The sequence below is a fragment of the Streptomyces sp. NPDC056503 genome, from assembly GCF_042794995.1.
Lineage (GTDB): Bacteria > Actinomycetota > Actinomycetes > Streptomycetales > Streptomycetaceae > Streptomyces.
This window is the reverse complement of sequence record NZ_JBHTST010000063.1, coordinates 1-13,378: the sequence shown is the minus strand read 5'-3', so window position 1 is coordinate 13,378 and position 13,378 is coordinate 1. Positions and strand designations below refer to the sequence as shown.

General features: G+C 73.2%; 12 protein-coding genes and 1 pseudogene. 4 read left to right on the top strand and 9 right to left on the bottom strand.

Annotated features, from left to right (window positions below):
* Window positions 1-212 precede the first annotated feature (212 nt).
* Both ACFQ8C_RS20055 and ACFQ8C_RS20050 read right to left on the bottom strand, forming a co-directional pair.
* Window positions 213-1,580 (bottom strand): cytochrome P450, encoded by a 1,368-nt coding sequence (locus tag ACFQ8C_RS20055; protein ID WP_383459143.1) that lies wholly within the window; start codon window positions 1,578-1,580, stop codon window positions 213-215.
* A gap of 189 nt (window positions 1,581-1,769) precedes the next feature.
* Window positions 1,770-1,925: pseudogene (locus tag ACFQ8C_RS20050) on the bottom strand (acetyl-CoA C-acyltransferase); the annotation flags it as partial.
* A gap of 195 nt (window positions 1,926-2,120) precedes the next feature.
* On the opposite strand from ACFQ8C_RS20050, the gene ACFQ8C_RS20045 reads away from it, so the two are divergent.
* Window positions 2,121-2,459 carry a thioredoxin family protein gene (locus tag ACFQ8C_RS20045; protein WP_383459140.1) on the top strand — a complete coding sequence of 113 codons (339 nt, stop codon included), beginning with the start codon at window positions 2,121-2,123 and terminating at the stop codon, window positions 2,457-2,459.
* A gap of 41 nt (window positions 2,460-2,500) precedes the next feature.
* Here ACFQ8C_RS20045 and xdhC read toward each other — a convergent pair whose 3' ends face one another.
* From xdhC to ACFQ8C_RS20015, 6 genes are all read right to left on the bottom strand, one after another.
* Window positions 2,501-3,310, bottom strand: a complete 810-nt coding sequence (gene xdhC, locus ACFQ8C_RS20040) for a xanthine dehydrogenase accessory protein XdhC (RefSeq protein ID WP_383459137.1) — start codon at window positions 3,308-3,310, stop codon at window positions 2,501-2,503.
* Window position 3,311: 1 nt separating this feature from the next.
* On the bottom strand, window positions 3,312-5,696 hold the full coding sequence (gene xdhB / locus ACFQ8C_RS20035; RefSeq protein WP_383459134.1) for a xanthine dehydrogenase molybdopterin binding subunit: 2,385 nt from the start codon (window positions 5,694-5,696) through the stop codon (window positions 3,312-3,314).
* Entirely contained in the window at window positions 5,693-7,228 is a 1,536-nt protein-coding gene (locus ACFQ8C_RS20030; protein WP_383459132.1) for a xanthine dehydrogenase small subunit, read from the bottom strand. Before ACFQ8C_RS20030 ends, xdhB begins: the two co-directional genes overlap by 4 nt.
* A 434-nt stretch (window positions 7,229-7,662) precedes the next feature.
* On the bottom strand, window positions 7,663-8,232 hold the full coding sequence (locus ACFQ8C_RS20025; protein ID WP_383459129.1) for an EF-hand domain-containing protein: 570 nt from the start codon (window positions 8,230-8,232) through the stop codon (window positions 7,663-7,665).
* Window positions 8,233-8,496: 264 nt separating this feature from the next.
* Window positions 8,497-8,937 (bottom strand): hypothetical protein, encoded by a 441-nt coding sequence (locus ACFQ8C_RS20020; RefSeq protein WP_383459127.1) that lies wholly within the window; start codon window positions 8,935-8,937, stop codon window positions 8,497-8,499.
* Between the two features lie 118 nt (window positions 8,938-9,055).
* Window positions 9,056-9,430 (bottom strand): FKBP-type peptidyl-prolyl cis-trans isomerase, encoded by a 375-nt coding sequence (locus ACFQ8C_RS20015; protein ID WP_383459125.1) that lies wholly within the window; start codon window positions 9,428-9,430, stop codon window positions 9,056-9,058.
* Between the two features lie 290 nt (window positions 9,431-9,720).
* Between ACFQ8C_RS20015 and ACFQ8C_RS20010 the strand changes: the two genes are divergently transcribed.
* From ACFQ8C_RS20010 to ACFQ8C_RS20000, 3 genes are read left to right on the top strand one after another with little or no spacing between them, the layout of a single operon-like run.
* Window positions 9,721-10,968 (top strand): hypothetical protein, encoded by a 1,248-nt coding sequence (locus ACFQ8C_RS20010; RefSeq protein WP_383459123.1) that lies wholly within the window; start codon window positions 9,721-9,723, stop codon window positions 10,966-10,968.
* A complete protein-coding gene (locus ACFQ8C_RS20005) occupies window positions 10,952-11,740 on the top strand; it encodes an alpha-ketoglutarate-dependent dioxygenase AlkB (protein WP_383459121.1) in 789 nt (262 codons plus the stop codon). The genes ACFQ8C_RS20010 and ACFQ8C_RS20005 overlap by 17 nt, the downstream gene beginning before the upstream one ends.
* Window positions 11,737-12,324, top strand: coding sequence for a hypothetical protein (locus tag ACFQ8C_RS20000; protein WP_383459119.1), 588 nt, complete (start codon window positions 11,737-11,739; stop codon window positions 12,322-12,324). Before ACFQ8C_RS20005 ends, ACFQ8C_RS20000 begins: the two co-directional genes overlap by 4 nt.
* An 81-nt stretch (window positions 12,325-12,405) precedes the next feature.
* Here the strand turns inward: ACFQ8C_RS20000 and ACFQ8C_RS19995 are convergent, their stop codons facing one another.
* On the bottom strand, window positions 12,406-13,155 hold the full coding sequence (locus ACFQ8C_RS19995; protein ID WP_383459117.1) for an SARP family transcriptional regulator: 750 nt from the start codon (window positions 13,153-13,155) through the stop codon (window positions 12,406-12,408).
* Window positions 13,156-13,378: the final 223 nt, after the last annotated feature.

Sequence of the window (13,378 nt, the reverse complement as noted above, 5' to 3'; positions counted from 1 at the left end):
GTCGTCCCGCCACATCCACGGGCGGGAATGTGGCGCGCGTTGCCATAGGAGCGAAAAGTTCCGGCCTGCATCCTGCTGACGGCCACCGGGCGGTCCTGTGCCGTCCGCGAGGCGCCTCGATGCCGCGTTTCCCTGGCCGCGGGGCCCGTACTCGCCGGGGCTGCCGTGCGGCCCCCTGGAGGAGGGGGCCGGTTTCCGGACAGCGCCTCTGCCTACCGGGCGTTACGTGCCGGTCCGGACGGGGCGCCCTCCCCCGTCGAGGCGCGCTCCACCGCCACCCTCAGCGGGGCTCGGAACGACAGCAGGCCGAGCATCGGGGGTTCGGCCGACGCGTCCGCCGCCCGGACGGCGGGAAGACGGCGCGCTGCCGCGCGCAGGGCCACCGCCGCCTCCGTACGGGCGAGCGTGGCGCCGGGGCAGAGGTGACGGCCGGCTCCGAACGCCAGGTGCCGGCGGGCGTTCGCCCGTCCCGGGCACATCAGCTCCGGGTCCGGGAAGACGGCCGGATCCGACCCGCTGCCCATGAGCATCAGCAGCACCTGCGCACCCGCCGGCAGGTCCACGCCGCCCAGCCGGGTGGCCTCCGCGGTCACCCTGCGCCAGGTGGTCACGGGCGGCTCACGGCGCAGGACCTCCTCCACCCATGCCTCGGCCATGCCCGCCTCCTCGGCGGCCCTCGGCCAGACGCCGGGTTCGGCGAGTGCCCTGTGGAGCACGGTGGCGATGAGCTGCCCGGTGGTGGACTGGCCCGCGACGAAGACGAAGAAGCACGCGGCCACGGCGGTGGCGGCGTCCAGGGGTGTGCCGTCGGGCAGGCGGTGGTCGGCGAGGGCACGGACGAACGAGCCGGGCGGCGCGGTGCCGGCGCGCACGACGGCGGCGAGCCACTGGTGGAACTCCGCGACGAGCACGGCCAGTTCCCGTTGGCGTGCGGGCGGCGGGCTGCCCCAGAACAGTTCCAGCGCGGCGTCGCTCCAGGCGATGAGGGTGGCGGGGTCGACGCCTTGGATGCCGAGGAGTTCCAGCAGCACCCTGCAGGGGAGGACCTGGGCGAAGGGAGCGAACAGGTCGAACTCGTCCGGGGCCGTGGCGCGCTCCGCCACCTCGTCCAGCAGTTCCTCGGCGATGCGCTCGATCACCGGTACGGCGGTGGCGACGCTCCGGGCGTCGAAGAACCGCGTCACCACGCGGCGCAGGCCCGCGTGGCTCGGGGTCCCGTTGTTGGCGAGCGCGGGCGGAAGCGTGAAACCGGCGCGGACGAGGATCCGCATCACGGCGACGGGCAGCGGGGTGACCGCGTTCTGGGCGTTGTCCGGGAGGAACCGGTCGGTGTCGAGCAGGACCCGCTTGACGTCCTGGTGGCGGCTGACCAGCCACAGCCCCGTACGAGGGTCGTGGTGGACGGGTGCCTCGGCGCGCAGGCGGTCGAGCCACGGGTGGGGGTCGCGGACGAAGGAGGCACCGAACAGGTCGAGCGGGTCCCAGGGGTCGGCGCCGTGGGCGGCTCCGGTACCGGCCCCTGGGACGGGGCAGGACCTGGTTGCGTCGAGTTCGCGGCCGTCCGCGACCGGGAAGATCACCGCCGGAAGCTAACACGTCCGGGGCGGCGACCCGGCGGTGTGTGCGCGGCATCACTCGGGCCGCCCCGCCCCGCCCGCCCTCGGCGAGGGGGCGCGGCGCGCGTCGGGCGCCGCGACGTCCCGGTGGACGACCGCCGGGCGGACGGTCCACCGGGACGCGGGCGTCCGTTCTCGGGAACGGGCGGTGAGGAGCACCGCGTCGCCCTGGCCTCCGCCGCGGCGGCGAAGGGCGTGGGCGAGGTGGAGCACGAGCCGGGCACCGGACATGCCGATGGGGTGGCCGACGGCGATGGCGCCGCCGTCGATGGTGACCACGTCGGCGTCCACTCCGAGGTCCCGCGTGGAAGGGCCAGCCGCTCGTCCCACCGCCGGAAGGCCGGGCGGTGACCCGCGATCGCGTGTGCTCGCCCCGGGCCGGCGGCGGTGTCGGGGCCGGTTCGGCCGGGCATGCTCCGCCTCGGCACCACCGAGCAGGCGGACGGGAGCGGCGCACGGGGGATGATGGGGCGGCAAGGACGGAACACGAGGTCAGGAGCCCGCATGGCGAAGAGGATGCACCAGCCCCGCGAGGACGCGGAGTTCGATTTCGTCCTCCGGATGAGCGAGGTCCCCGTCCTCGCGTACTTCATCGGGACATGGCCCAAGGCGATCGAGCCGTGCCGGGCGATGGACCTCGTCGTGGGCGCCGTCGCGGACGAGTACGCGGGGCGCCTGACCGCCGTCCGTACCGACATCACGCGCTGCCCGGCCGCCACCGCGAGGTACGGGGTCACCGGCGCCCCGTCCTACGTCCTCCTGAAGGAGGGGACGGCGGTGGCACAGGCCACCGGCCCCCTGTCGGGCTCCGCGCTGCGAGAGCTGCTCGACGGCCGCCTCTGAGCGCCCCGCCCCCCTTCCCCCGCTCGGTGGGCCCGGTCGGCTCAGTGGGCGTCCTTCTGGAAGGTCAGGAGGAGGTCCGCGGCGACGCTGACCGCGATCGTGGCGGGCTCCTTGCCGGTGATCTCGGGGAGTCCGATCGGAGTCCTGATCCGTTCGATGGTGGCGGCGTCGTGGCCGCCCTCGTCGGCCAGGCGCTGCCGGAAACGGCTCCATTTCGCGGCCGAGCCGATCAGGCCGATCGAGCCGAGGCCGGGGATGCGCAGGGCGGCGTCGCAGAGGGCGGCGTCCTCGGCGTGGTCGTGCGTCATGATCAGCACGTGGGTGCCGGGGGCGAGCTCTTCGAGCACCTCCTCCGGCAGGAGCGGGGTGTGGTGCACGTGGACCGCGGCGATCGCGTCGCCGAGGACGGCGAGCCGTTCCTCGGTGAGCATGTCGGGGCGGGTGTCGATCAGGTGCAGGTCCAGGTCGTGCCGGGCCAGGACGCGGGCCAGCTCCAGGCCGACGTGCCCGACGCCGAAGACCGCCACCGCGGGCAGCACCGGCAGCGGTTCCAGGAACACGGAGACGGCCCCGCCGCAGCACTGCACCCCGTGGCGGCCGGTGACCTTGTCGTTGAGGGCGAACTCCATGAGCTCCGGCTCCGCCTCCGGTGTGCCGATCAGTTCCAGGGCGCGGTCGATCGCGACGGCCTCGACGTTGCCCCCGCCGATCGAACCCCAGGTGCCGGTGCGTCCCACGACGAGTTTGGCGCCGGCCTTGCGCGGTGCGTGGCCGCGCACGGTCGCGACGGTCACCAGCACGCCGGCCTCCCGGCGTGCCCGCAACCGCGCGACCGCGGCGACCCAGGTCATGTCAGGCATGGCTCAGGGCGGGTGTTTCCGTGTCGGAGTCGCCGCCCGGCGCGCCGCCCCCACGGGCCGCCTCGACGGCCCAGTACACCGCTTCCGGTGTCGCCGGGCAGCCGAGGTCGACGCTGACTCCGGCCGGGCCGAACGCCGCTGCGGCCTGCCGCAGCGCCTCGCGCACCGAGAAGGCGAGCATGAGCGGAGGTTCGCCGACGGCCTTGGAGCCGTACACGGCGCCCTCTTCGGTGGCGTTCTCCATCAGCCTGACGTGGAACTCCTCGGGCATCTCCGAGAAGCTCGGCAGCTTGTAGGTGCTCGCGGCCTGGGTCAGCAGCCGGCCGCGGTTCGGGCCGTCGCCGGTGTCCCAGCGCAGGTCCTCCAGCGTCAGCCAGCCGGCGCCCTGTACGAAGCCGCCCTCGACCTGGCCGATGTCGATCAGCGGGGACAGGCTGTCGCCGACGTCGTGCACGATGTCCACGCGCCGGATGCGGTACGCGCCGGTGAAGCCGTCCACCTCCACCTCGGTCGCGGCGGCGCCGTGGGCGAAGTACTTGAACGGCGAACCCCGGAACGCCTGGGCGTCCCAGTGCAGTCCCTCGGTCCGGTAGTAGCCCGCCGCCGACAGCTGGACCCGCTGGAAGTACGCGGTCCGCACCAGGTCGTCCCAGGCCAGCTCCTCGTCGCGGCCCAGGGCCCGCGCGACGCCCTCGACGATGCGGACGTCGGAGGCGTTGCCCCCCAGCCGGGTGGCGGCCACCCGCAGCAGGCGCTCGCGCAGCTGCTCGCAGGCGTTCTTGATCGCCCCGCCGTTGAGGTCCGTGCCGGCGCTCGCCGCCGTCGCCGAGGTGTTGGGCACCTTGTCGGTGCGCGTCGGGGCCAGCCGGACCTTGTGCAGCGGGATGCCCAGCGTGGTCGCGGCCACCTGCATCATCTTGGTGTGCAGCCCCTGGCCCATCTCGGTGCCGCCGTGGTTGATCAGGACGGAGCCGTCCTTGTAGATCAGCACCAGCGCGCCGCCCTGGTTGAAGGCGGTGAGGTTGAACGAGATGCCGAACTTGATGCCGGTGATCGCGAGCGCCCGCTTGGTGTGCGGGTGCGCGGCGTTGAAGGCCTCGATCTCGCGTCGGCGGTCTGCCGTGCCGGCGTCGTCCTGGACCTGCCGCCAGACGTCGGCGATCCGCTCGGCCTGCGTGACGACTTGGCCGTACGGCGTCGTCTGTCCCTGACCCGGCCGGTAGAAGTTGCGCTCCCGCAGTTCCGTCGGGTCCAGGCCGAGCAGGGGTGCGCAGCGGCCCAGGATGTCCTCGATCACCAGCATGCCCTGCGGGCCGCCGAAGCCGCGGAAGGCGGTGTTCGAGACCGTGTGGGTCCTGGCGACGCGACCCGCGACGCGCGCGTGGGGGATCCAGTAGGTGTTGTCGATGTGGCACAGCGCGCGGGCGAGCACCGGCTCGGACAGGTCCAGGCTCCAGCCGCCGTCCGCCACCAGGGTGGCGTCGAGGGCCTGGATACGGCCTTCGGCGTCGAAGCCGATCCTCCACGTGGCGTGGAACCCGTGCCGCTTGCCGGACATGGTGAGGTCCTGGGTCCGGTTGAGCCGGAAGCGGACGGGCCGGCCGGTCAGTTTGGCGCCGAGCGCGGCGACGGCCGCGAAGCCGTGCGGCTGCATCTCCTTGCCGCCGAAGCCGCCGCCCATGCGCAGGCACTGCACCGTGATCTCGTGGGCGGGTACGCCGAGCACGTGCGAGACGATCTCCTGGGTCTCCGAGGGGTGCTGGGTGCTGCTCTGGATGAACACCTGCCCGTTCTCGTCGATCAGGGCCAGCGCCGCGTGGGTCTCGAGGTAGAAGTGCTCCTGGCCGGAGAACTGCAACTCGCCGCTGAACACGTGCGTGGAGTCGGCGAAGCCGGCGGCGATGTCGCCGGTCTCCATCAGGGGCCGGGCGCCGTGGTAGCTCTCGGCCTCGATCGCCTCCTTCAGCGTGACCAGGGCGGGCTGCTCGTCGAGCTCGACCTCGACGGCGGCGGCGCCGAGCCGGGCCGCCTCCAGGGTCTCGCCGAGCACCCAGGCCACCGCGTGGCCGTGGAACATGACCTCGTCGGGGAAGAGCGGCTCGTCGTGCTTCATGCCGGCGTCGTTGACGCCGGGCACGTCGGCACCGGTCAGCACCCGGACCACACCGGGCACGGCGAGCGCGGGTCCGGTGCGCAGCGCGGTGATCCGGCCGTGGGCCTTCATGACCTGGACGGGGTGGGCGTGCAGGACGTCCTTGGTGCGGTGCACCAGGTCGTCGGTGTACAGCGCGGCGCCGGTGACGTGCAGGCCGGCGCTCTCGTGCGGCATCGAGACACCGACCACGGGCTTCTCGGGACGCTCGGACAGATGACTCATCGCGATACCGCCTCGGTGGTCTGGGCGTACAGCTTCGACAGGCTCTGGCCGAGCATCGCGGACCGGTAGAGGGCGCTGGCGCGGTGGTCGTCCAGCGGTGTGCCCTGGCCGCGCAGGACGCGCGCGGCGGCCTCGACGGTCTCCGGAGTCCAGGGCGCGCCCTCCAGGGCCGCCTCGGTGGCGAGGGCGCGGATCGGGGTGGCGGCGACGCCGCCCAGGCCGATGCGGGCCTTGCGGACGACGCCGTCCTCGATGTCGAGCGCGAAGGCGACCGCGACGCTGGAGATGTCGTCGAAGCGGCGCTTGGCGATCTTGTGGAAGGCCGTGACGGGTGCCGGCGGCAGCGGGACGCGCACCGCGCGGATCAGCTCGCCGGGGCGACGCACGCTCTGGCGGTAGCCGGTGAAGTACTCGGCCAGCGGGACGACGCGCTCGCCGTCGGCGTCGGCGAGCACCAGCGACGCCTCCAGCGCGAGCAGGACCGGCGGGCTGTCGCCGATCGGGGAGCCGGTGCCGAGGTTGCCGCCGAGGGTGGCGCTGTTCCGGATGAGCCGGGAGGCGAACTGCGGGAACAGCTCGGCCAGCAGCGGGACTTCGCCGTCCAGGCGGCGCTCGATCTCGGTCAGCGTGACGGCCGCGCCGATCTCGACGTGGTCGGACTCGACGCGCAGCTCGCGTAGTTCGGGCAGGCGGTCGATCGCGACCACGCAACTCTCCCTGCGGGAGCGGAGGTTCACCTCGACGCCGTAGTCGGTGCTGCCGGACACCGGGACCGCGTCCGGTTGCTCCCGCAGCAGCCGAAGCGCCTCGGCGAGGGTGCCGGGCCGCAGGAACGTACGGCCGTCCCGGGTGTAGTCGGTGGCGACCGGCTCCGGCGGGGCCTGGTCGCGCCGCCGCGCGAACGGGTCGCCCTCCGCGGGCTCGCCGACGGCGAAGGCGGCGTCGCGGATCGGCCGGTAGCCGGTGCAGCGACAGAGGTTGCCGCTCAGCGCGTGCAGGTCGAAGCCGTTGGGTCCGTGCTCGGCGTCGTGGCCGCGGGCGGCGTCCGCGGCCGGCTTCCCGCGCGGCTCCCGGTGCGACTCCCCGTCCGTTCCTCCGTGCGTCTCCCCGTGCGACGCCTCGTGCGCGCGGCGGTCGGGCCGGTAGTACTCCGAAGCCATGCTGCAGACGAACCCCGGGGTGCAGTAGCCGCACTGGGAGCCGCCGCGGACCGCCATCTCCTCCTGCACCGGGTGCAGGGTGGGCGGCGTGCCGGGCTCGCCGGGGGTGGCGAGGCCTTCGGCGGTGACGATCTCCTGGCCGTCGAGCGCCGCCGCCGGGAGCAGGCAGGCGTTGACCGCGACCCAGTCGGTGGGCTTGTGCACGCCGGGCCGGGCCACCAGCACCGAACAGGCACCGCACTCGCCCTCGGCGCAGCCCTCCTTCGTACCGGTGAGGCCCCGCTCGCGGAGGAAGTCCAGGACCGTGGTGTGGGCGGCGGCCGGAGCGATCGGCGCATCCTGCCCGTTCACGGTGATCCGCGCCTCTACCATGACTTTTCCTCGATTCGGTGCACGGTCGTACTGATCGGACTGGTCGTCGCCATGTCGGGCCTTCTGTTGCGGTGCGCGGTCGGAGAACCGACCCGGGGCGCGCGTCGGTACGCACACGACGGCGCGCCGCGGGGGTCGGTGGGGACGAAGCGGGAGAAGCCGGGGCCGCCGCGAGGGGGAGGCACACCGGAAGGACGGCCGGCTCAGCAGCCGTGCGCTACACGACCCGGGACCCAGGCGGTCCGGTGGGCGAGGCGGTTCAGGTCGGAGTAGATCGACATCCGGCCTCGCCCCCTTTCCCCACTCACGCGTCGGTGCGCACGAAAGTATGTCCCCGCGCGCTCGTCGGTCAAGCGCCGTTCCGCGACCCGAACCGGCGCCCGCGCTCCGCCGGGAGGCGCGCGGGACGACCGGGAGGGTCTCGTCCGAGCAGGTCAGGCCGGGTGGACGGCGGGGCGCCCCATCCACCAGTTGCCGGTGGCGTCCGGGTCCGTGCCGGTCCAGAACTCGATCACCGCGTCGGTGAACTCGGCGGGTGACAGCATGCCGTCCCCGTCGGTGTCGAGGTGTCCGAACGCCTCGGCCGCGCTCTCCTCGGTGAGCTCGGGGAAGTGCCCGCGCTGGAAGGCGAGGAACTCCGCGGGGCTGACGCGGCCGTCCTGGTCGATGTCCGCGATCCGCAGGTAGGTGTCGGCGATCCTGCCGAGGGTGGCCCTGGCGGCCTCGGGATCGCGGGCCAGCGTCCGCGTCGAGGCGACGAAGCGATCCCTCGGGATCCCCTCGTCACCGTCCGGGACGAACGGCAGGTGCACCTCCCGCCAGATCGCCGTGTAGGCGGCGATGATGCGTTCCGCCTCGACGGACTCCTCGGCGTGGCCGAGGGAGGACGCCACGCGGCGGCCCATCTCCACGTGGTCGTCCTCGGTCAGCACACCGTTGCCGTTCACGTCGAGCTGGTCGAAACCCCGCTCGATCTTCGCCGTCAGAAAGTCCTGACCGTCCATCACCACTCCTCGCAGACAGGCGCGCAGGACGCGGGAGCGCCCTGCCATGCGGGACAACGAGGCACCCGCCCGAAGGAAACACCCTTCGCGCACGGCCTTCGACGGCCCCCTCCGAGCGTTCCGCCCGATCCGGACACGACGGGACGGGGCTTCTCAGGCGTGGCAGCGGAGCCGGACGAGGATGGTGTCGCCGGGAAGGCCCGCGAGGTACGCCCGGATCAGCGGCTGTGCCCGGTAGGCGGAGAGCATCTCGCCCCCCACCGGTCACCGGTCACCGGGGAACGCGTCCGGATCGTTCCGCCGGCGGTCCACGAAGGCCGCGAGGGGTACGGCGGGAGGGTGTACGGCGGACAGGTCCTGCCACAGGTCCCAGGACGCGGCGACCGCCCGCTCGGAGGCGAGGCGCGGCTGCGAGAAGTCGAGCAGGGCGCGCGATGCTCCGGCGCAGACGCCCGGGACGCTGGGGCGCGGCGAGCCGTCGTGGAGGGGGTCGTCGTGGATGAGCCTCGGATCGTTCTCGTATCCGGGAGCGACCGCGAAACCCGTGCCGTCGCCGCCGCCGTCGATGCGGCGCGCGTCCCCCATGCCGCGGTCGACGGGGTTCTCACCGGGGTTCTCGCCGGTGTCCGAGCGGAAAGGCGCGAGCGCCTCCGCGAACGCGCCTTCGATGTCGTCCGCGGCCTCGGGCGGCAGGCAGACCGTCACCCGTACTCCCGCCGTCCACCGTCCCTCGCGTCGTCGCCGCACAGCATGATGGCGCTCGTGCGGACACGGACGACGGCGGGGCCGCGTCCCCCACCCGCGGAACGCCGGCCGGCACGGCTCAGACCGAGAGCAGGTCCACCACGAAGACGAGCGTCGAACCCGCCGGGATCAACGGCGAGGGCGACTGCTTGCCGTATCCGAGGCGCGGCGGAACGACGATCTCGCGCCGACCGCCGACCCGCATGCCCCGCACCCCCCGGTCCCAGCCCTTGATGACCCTGCCACCGCCCAGGGCGAACTTGAACGGCTGGCCCCGGTCCCAGGAGGCGTCGAACTCCTTCCCGGACTCGAACGTCACCCCGACGTAGTGAACCCTGACGACCATGCCCGGCTTCGCTTCCGCCCCGTCGCCGACGACCAGGTCCCGAATGGTCAGCTCGGTGGGAGCGTCGCCCTCCGGGACCTCGACCTCGGGTTTCGTCAGTTCACTCATCACAGCCTCATCGCTCTCTGCCGACAGGCGATCAGCCTACCGACGGTGGGGAGGCCCACGGCGACGTGGCGTCCGGCACGCCGGGGCGGCGGGGGCCGGGGCCACCGCCCGGCGCGTGCGTCCTAGGGTCTGTACCGGACCGGCGACGGGCGTCCGCGCCCCGCGCGGTTCGCCGAACGAATCCGCTCCGGCGCCTTCGCCTTCCGGCGTACCGGATAAAGGGGTGCGGACCGTCGGGTGTCCGCGGTTCGATCGATCCACCGAGATCTGCGAAGGGCAGGTGCTGTTCGATGTACGAGACGGAGCCGGCGGAAGCCCGCATCCAGGAGGGGGGCAACGTCCTGGTCGCGCCTTCTTCCCTGCATGACGACGACGTGGTCCGGGACTTCTTCGGGGCCGTGGTCACCCCGGAGCAGCTTGCTTCCGGTTCGCCCGACCTCGCGCGGAAGACCGTCTACCTGTGGGGGGACGTCTCCCGTGTCAGTGCCCGGCAACTGCGTCCGGCCGCAAGGGTGTTCGTGGTCCGGGAGCCGGCACACGGCTCCGGCGGGGAAGCCGGGGGCGAGGTCGCCGACCGGTCGTGGACCGTCGTCGATCGCGGCCGGGTCCCCCTCCGCGTGCACGGCCTCGGCGTGTACTACCGGAGGTTCTTCGGACTCGACGCCGATCACTTCGGGCGGATCCGCGCGGAGCACGTGTTCCAGTCCCTCACGGAGTCCACCAAGCCCGGCACGGCGCATCGCAGCGGAATCTATCTGACGCCCGTCACGCGGAGCGGCGACGAACTGCATTTCCGGCTGCTCCGGTGCTCCACGAACCTGTCCGGTCCGACCGAGGGGTTCCGGCCGACCGACCGGCTCGTCGTCGAGGCCCTGAACCGCGAGGCCGCCACCGTCTTCCGGGACCAGGCACCGCTCAATCACGTCCTCGCCCAGATCTACCACAACACCCGTGCCACGGCGGAGCGCAAGCAGTCCAAGGCCAGGATCTCGTCCCACGCGGACAAGACCAAGGACATGCCCGTCAACGGCATCATGGCCTTCTGCACGTTCTACGAGGGGCTCGACGGGCTGCGACCCCTGGCAGAGGACCCCTTCGACCTGGGCGTGAAGGGTTCCAGCGGCCTGACCCGACTCCGCTTCCGTCTCAAGGAACCGGCCGATCGGCCCGACGGGGGCGGCCCGCTTCCCGCGCAGTTCACGCTCACCCTCTATCCGGGCTCGGTGTTCTTCATGCCGTTGTCCACCAACCGCCTCTACACCCACGAGATCCGGCCCTCGGCGTTGGACGCCGAGTCGCTCCCGACCCGGCTGGGCTACGTGGTGCGCTGTTCGGACGCCGAAGCCGTGCACAAGGACGGGCAGACGTTCCTCAAGGCGGACGAGGACCTGGTGCGGCTGGAGCCGCCCACCCCGGCCGGCCTGGACGAGTTGCGCCGCCTGTACGCCGAGGAGAACAGGACGTCGTCCTTCGTCGACTACGGCCGCGATCTTCTGTTCAGCATGAACGCGGGAGACTACGTTGCTCCCCAGGCCTAGGATCCCGGACGAGATCGTGCTGCGCGCCCTGCCGGCCGGGGAGGACCTCTTCGCGGAGCTGTCCGCCTCGGCTCGTCTCGAGGACCTCGGAAAGGGCCGGCGAGGTGCCACGCTCACCAGGGTCGACGCGTCGGGTGGCGTGCCGCTCGTCCGGACGACCACGCGGTACGGCAGACCGGCGCAGTGCTTCCGGGACGTGCACGAGCGGCTGGCGCGGCGGGTCCAGGAGTGCGCGGCGCTTCCGGTCGGCTTCGACAACGCGCTCATCGAGAGCTACACGGACGCCTACAGGAAGATGGGGAGCCATTCCGACCAGGCCCTCGATCTGGCCGACGAGTCGTTCATCGCGGTCTTCTCCTGCTACCGGCACCCCGAAGCCGTCCCGCCGAGGAAGCTGGTCTTCGAATCGAAGGGGTCCGACGGGGAGGAGTTCGAGCTCCCCCTCACCCACAACAGCGTCGTCGCGTTCTCCGTCGACGCGAACCGGCGGTTCCGGCACAGGATCGTGCTGGACGCGCCCAGCCGGCCCGAGGACAACGCATGGCTGGGGGTCACGTTCCGGACGTCCAAGACGCTCGTCCGGTATCGCGACGGCCGCGCCTACCTCCCCCAGGGCGCGCGCCTCGTCCCGGCCGACGACGAGCAGCGGCGCGAGTTCTACCGGCTGCGGCGCCGCGAGAACGACGAGACCGACTTCGGCTACCCCTCCCTGACGTACACCGTCAGCGAGAGCGACCTGATGCCGCCCGTGCGCCTTGGGGGGTCTGAATGACCGTCCGGCGTCCCCCCTTCCCGTCGCCCGGCACGCCCCCGACACCCGCGCTGACGCGGAGGATCCTGGCCGAACGCGGCTTCCGCGGCTTCGTGCCGTTCGGCGAACTGCCCGACAGCGACGTCCCGGCCGGGCACGGCGTCTACGTGGTGCTCCGCACGGCCGCCTCTCCCCCGTCGTTCCTCCCCACGAGCCCCGCCGGACACCTCAAGGGGCGCGACCCGTCCGTCACGGCCGACACGCTCAAGGACGCCTGGGTGGACGGGGCGACGGTCGTGTACGTCGGCAAGGCCGCGGGCCGGAACGGGCTGAGGCGGCGGCTCTCCGACTACCGGCGCCACGGCAGCGGCCTGCCGGCCGGGCACTGGGGTGGTCGCTACGTCTGGCAGCTGGCCGACTCGGACGCGCTGCTCGTCGCCTGGCGGTCGGTGACCGAGGAGGACGCGGGCGAGGCCGAACAGGACCTGATCGACGAGTTCAAGGAAGTCCACGGAGGGGCTCTGCCGTTCGCCAACCTCAGGAACAACGGCCGGGGCCCCGCCCCACCGGAAGGTCGTCCCGCGGCCCCGCGCGGCTCCGCCTGACCGGGGCGGCGGACCGGGGCGGGCGGGCCGCCCCGGCACCGCGGCCGTCGTCCGGGGGCCAGGGGCTCTCCGGTCCGGGGCTCACACCAGCCGTCCGGCGCCGTGGACCGGAACGGGGGGCCGGTGCGGGGAGGGTGACGGGGGGTGGAACGGGGTCGGGGGGCGACCCGGGAGGGTCTGGGACGCGGCGCGGGGCGTGGCGGCGGCCGGTGCCGACTGCGGTCGGGGCTGGGGCGGCGAGACGTAGGGCGCCAGCAGGGCCGTGAGGGCGGCGTCGACGGCCAGGCCGAAGCGCCCCTTGGCGCAGAACTGTTCGGCAAGGTCTTCCAGGACGTGGAGCCGCAGCTGGCGCAGGCGTTCCCGGTCGTCGGTGAGCCAGTCGTCCTCCCAGTCGGGCAGCAGGTCCCCGTCGGGGACGACGCTCGTCCAGGAGCCGGGTTCGACGGCCGTGCCGTGCAGGACGCTCATCGAGCGGTCGATCTGCGCCCGGACGTCGACCTCGACCCCCGGGGCGAGGTCGATCCGGCTGCCGGCGCAGACGATCAGTTCGGGGACGGTCTGCTTGACCCGCCAGAGGGCCGTCCGCAGCCGGGCGAGCGCGCGCTGCTCCTCGGTCTCCGGCCAGAGCGTGCCGGCGGGCGCGCTTCTGCCCATCCGGCCGCGCAGCGCGAGCAGGGCCACCAACCGCTGCGCTCCGAAGGGGAGTTCGACGGCACCGCCGTCGAGGACCAGCCGGAAGCCGCCGGACAGGGCGACGGAGAGCGGCCGGTGCCGTCCTCCGGGTGGGTTCACCGCTCGCGCGGCGCCCGCCTCGTCGCTGGCACTGGTCATCGCTCTCCTTCCCCTGGGGCCGCGGTGCACCGCTCGCCGGATTCCGGCCCGTTCCTCGGGCTCGGACCGACGATGCCGAGATCGGCGGGCGGATACGAAGGCGACACCCTGGCGCGGAGGGTGAACCTGGAGCGCGCCGGAGGACCGCGCGGCGGTCCCCGCGCGGTCGATCCGGGGACGACCGGGAACGACCGGGGCGGGGCGGCCTCTCGCCGTCCCGCCC

Bases quoted from the DNA above. Each gene is read 5' to 3' on its own strand.
- ACFQ8C_RS20045 (WP_383459140.1), top strand. From the start codon at position 2,121: ATGGCGAAGAGGATGCACCAGCCCCGCGAGGACGCGGAGTTCGATTTC.
- xdhC (WP_383459137.1), bottom strand. From the start codon at position 3,310: ATGACCTGGGTCGCCGCGGTCGCGCGGTTGCGGGCACGCCGGGAGGCC.
- xdhB (WP_383459134.1), bottom strand. From the start codon at position 5,696: ATGAGTCATCTGTCCGAGCGTCCCGAGAAGCCCGTGGTCGGTGTCTCG.
- ACFQ8C_RS20030 (WP_383459132.1), bottom strand. From the start codon at position 7,228: ATGGTAGAGGCGCGGATCACCGTGAACGGGCAGGATGCGCCGATCGCT.
- ACFQ8C_RS20025 (WP_383459129.1), bottom strand. From the start codon at position 8,232: ATGGACGGTCAGGACTTTCTGACGGCGAAGATCGAGCGGGGTTTCGAC.
- ACFQ8C_RS20015 (WP_383459125.1), bottom strand. From the start codon at position 9,430: ATGAGTGAACTGACGAAACCCGAGGTCGAGGTCCCGGAGGGCGACGCT.
- ACFQ8C_RS20010 (WP_383459123.1), top strand. From the start codon at position 9,721: ATGTACGAGACGGAGCCGGCGGAAGCCCGCATCCAGGAGGGGGGCAAC.
- ACFQ8C_RS20000 (WP_383459119.1), top strand. From the start codon at position 11,737: ATGACCGTCCGGCGTCCCCCCTTCCCGTCGCCCGGCACGCCCCCGACA.
- ACFQ8C_RS19995 (WP_383459117.1), bottom strand. From the start codon at position 13,155: ATGACCAGTGCCAGCGACGAGGCGGGCGCCGCGCGAGCGGTGAACCCA.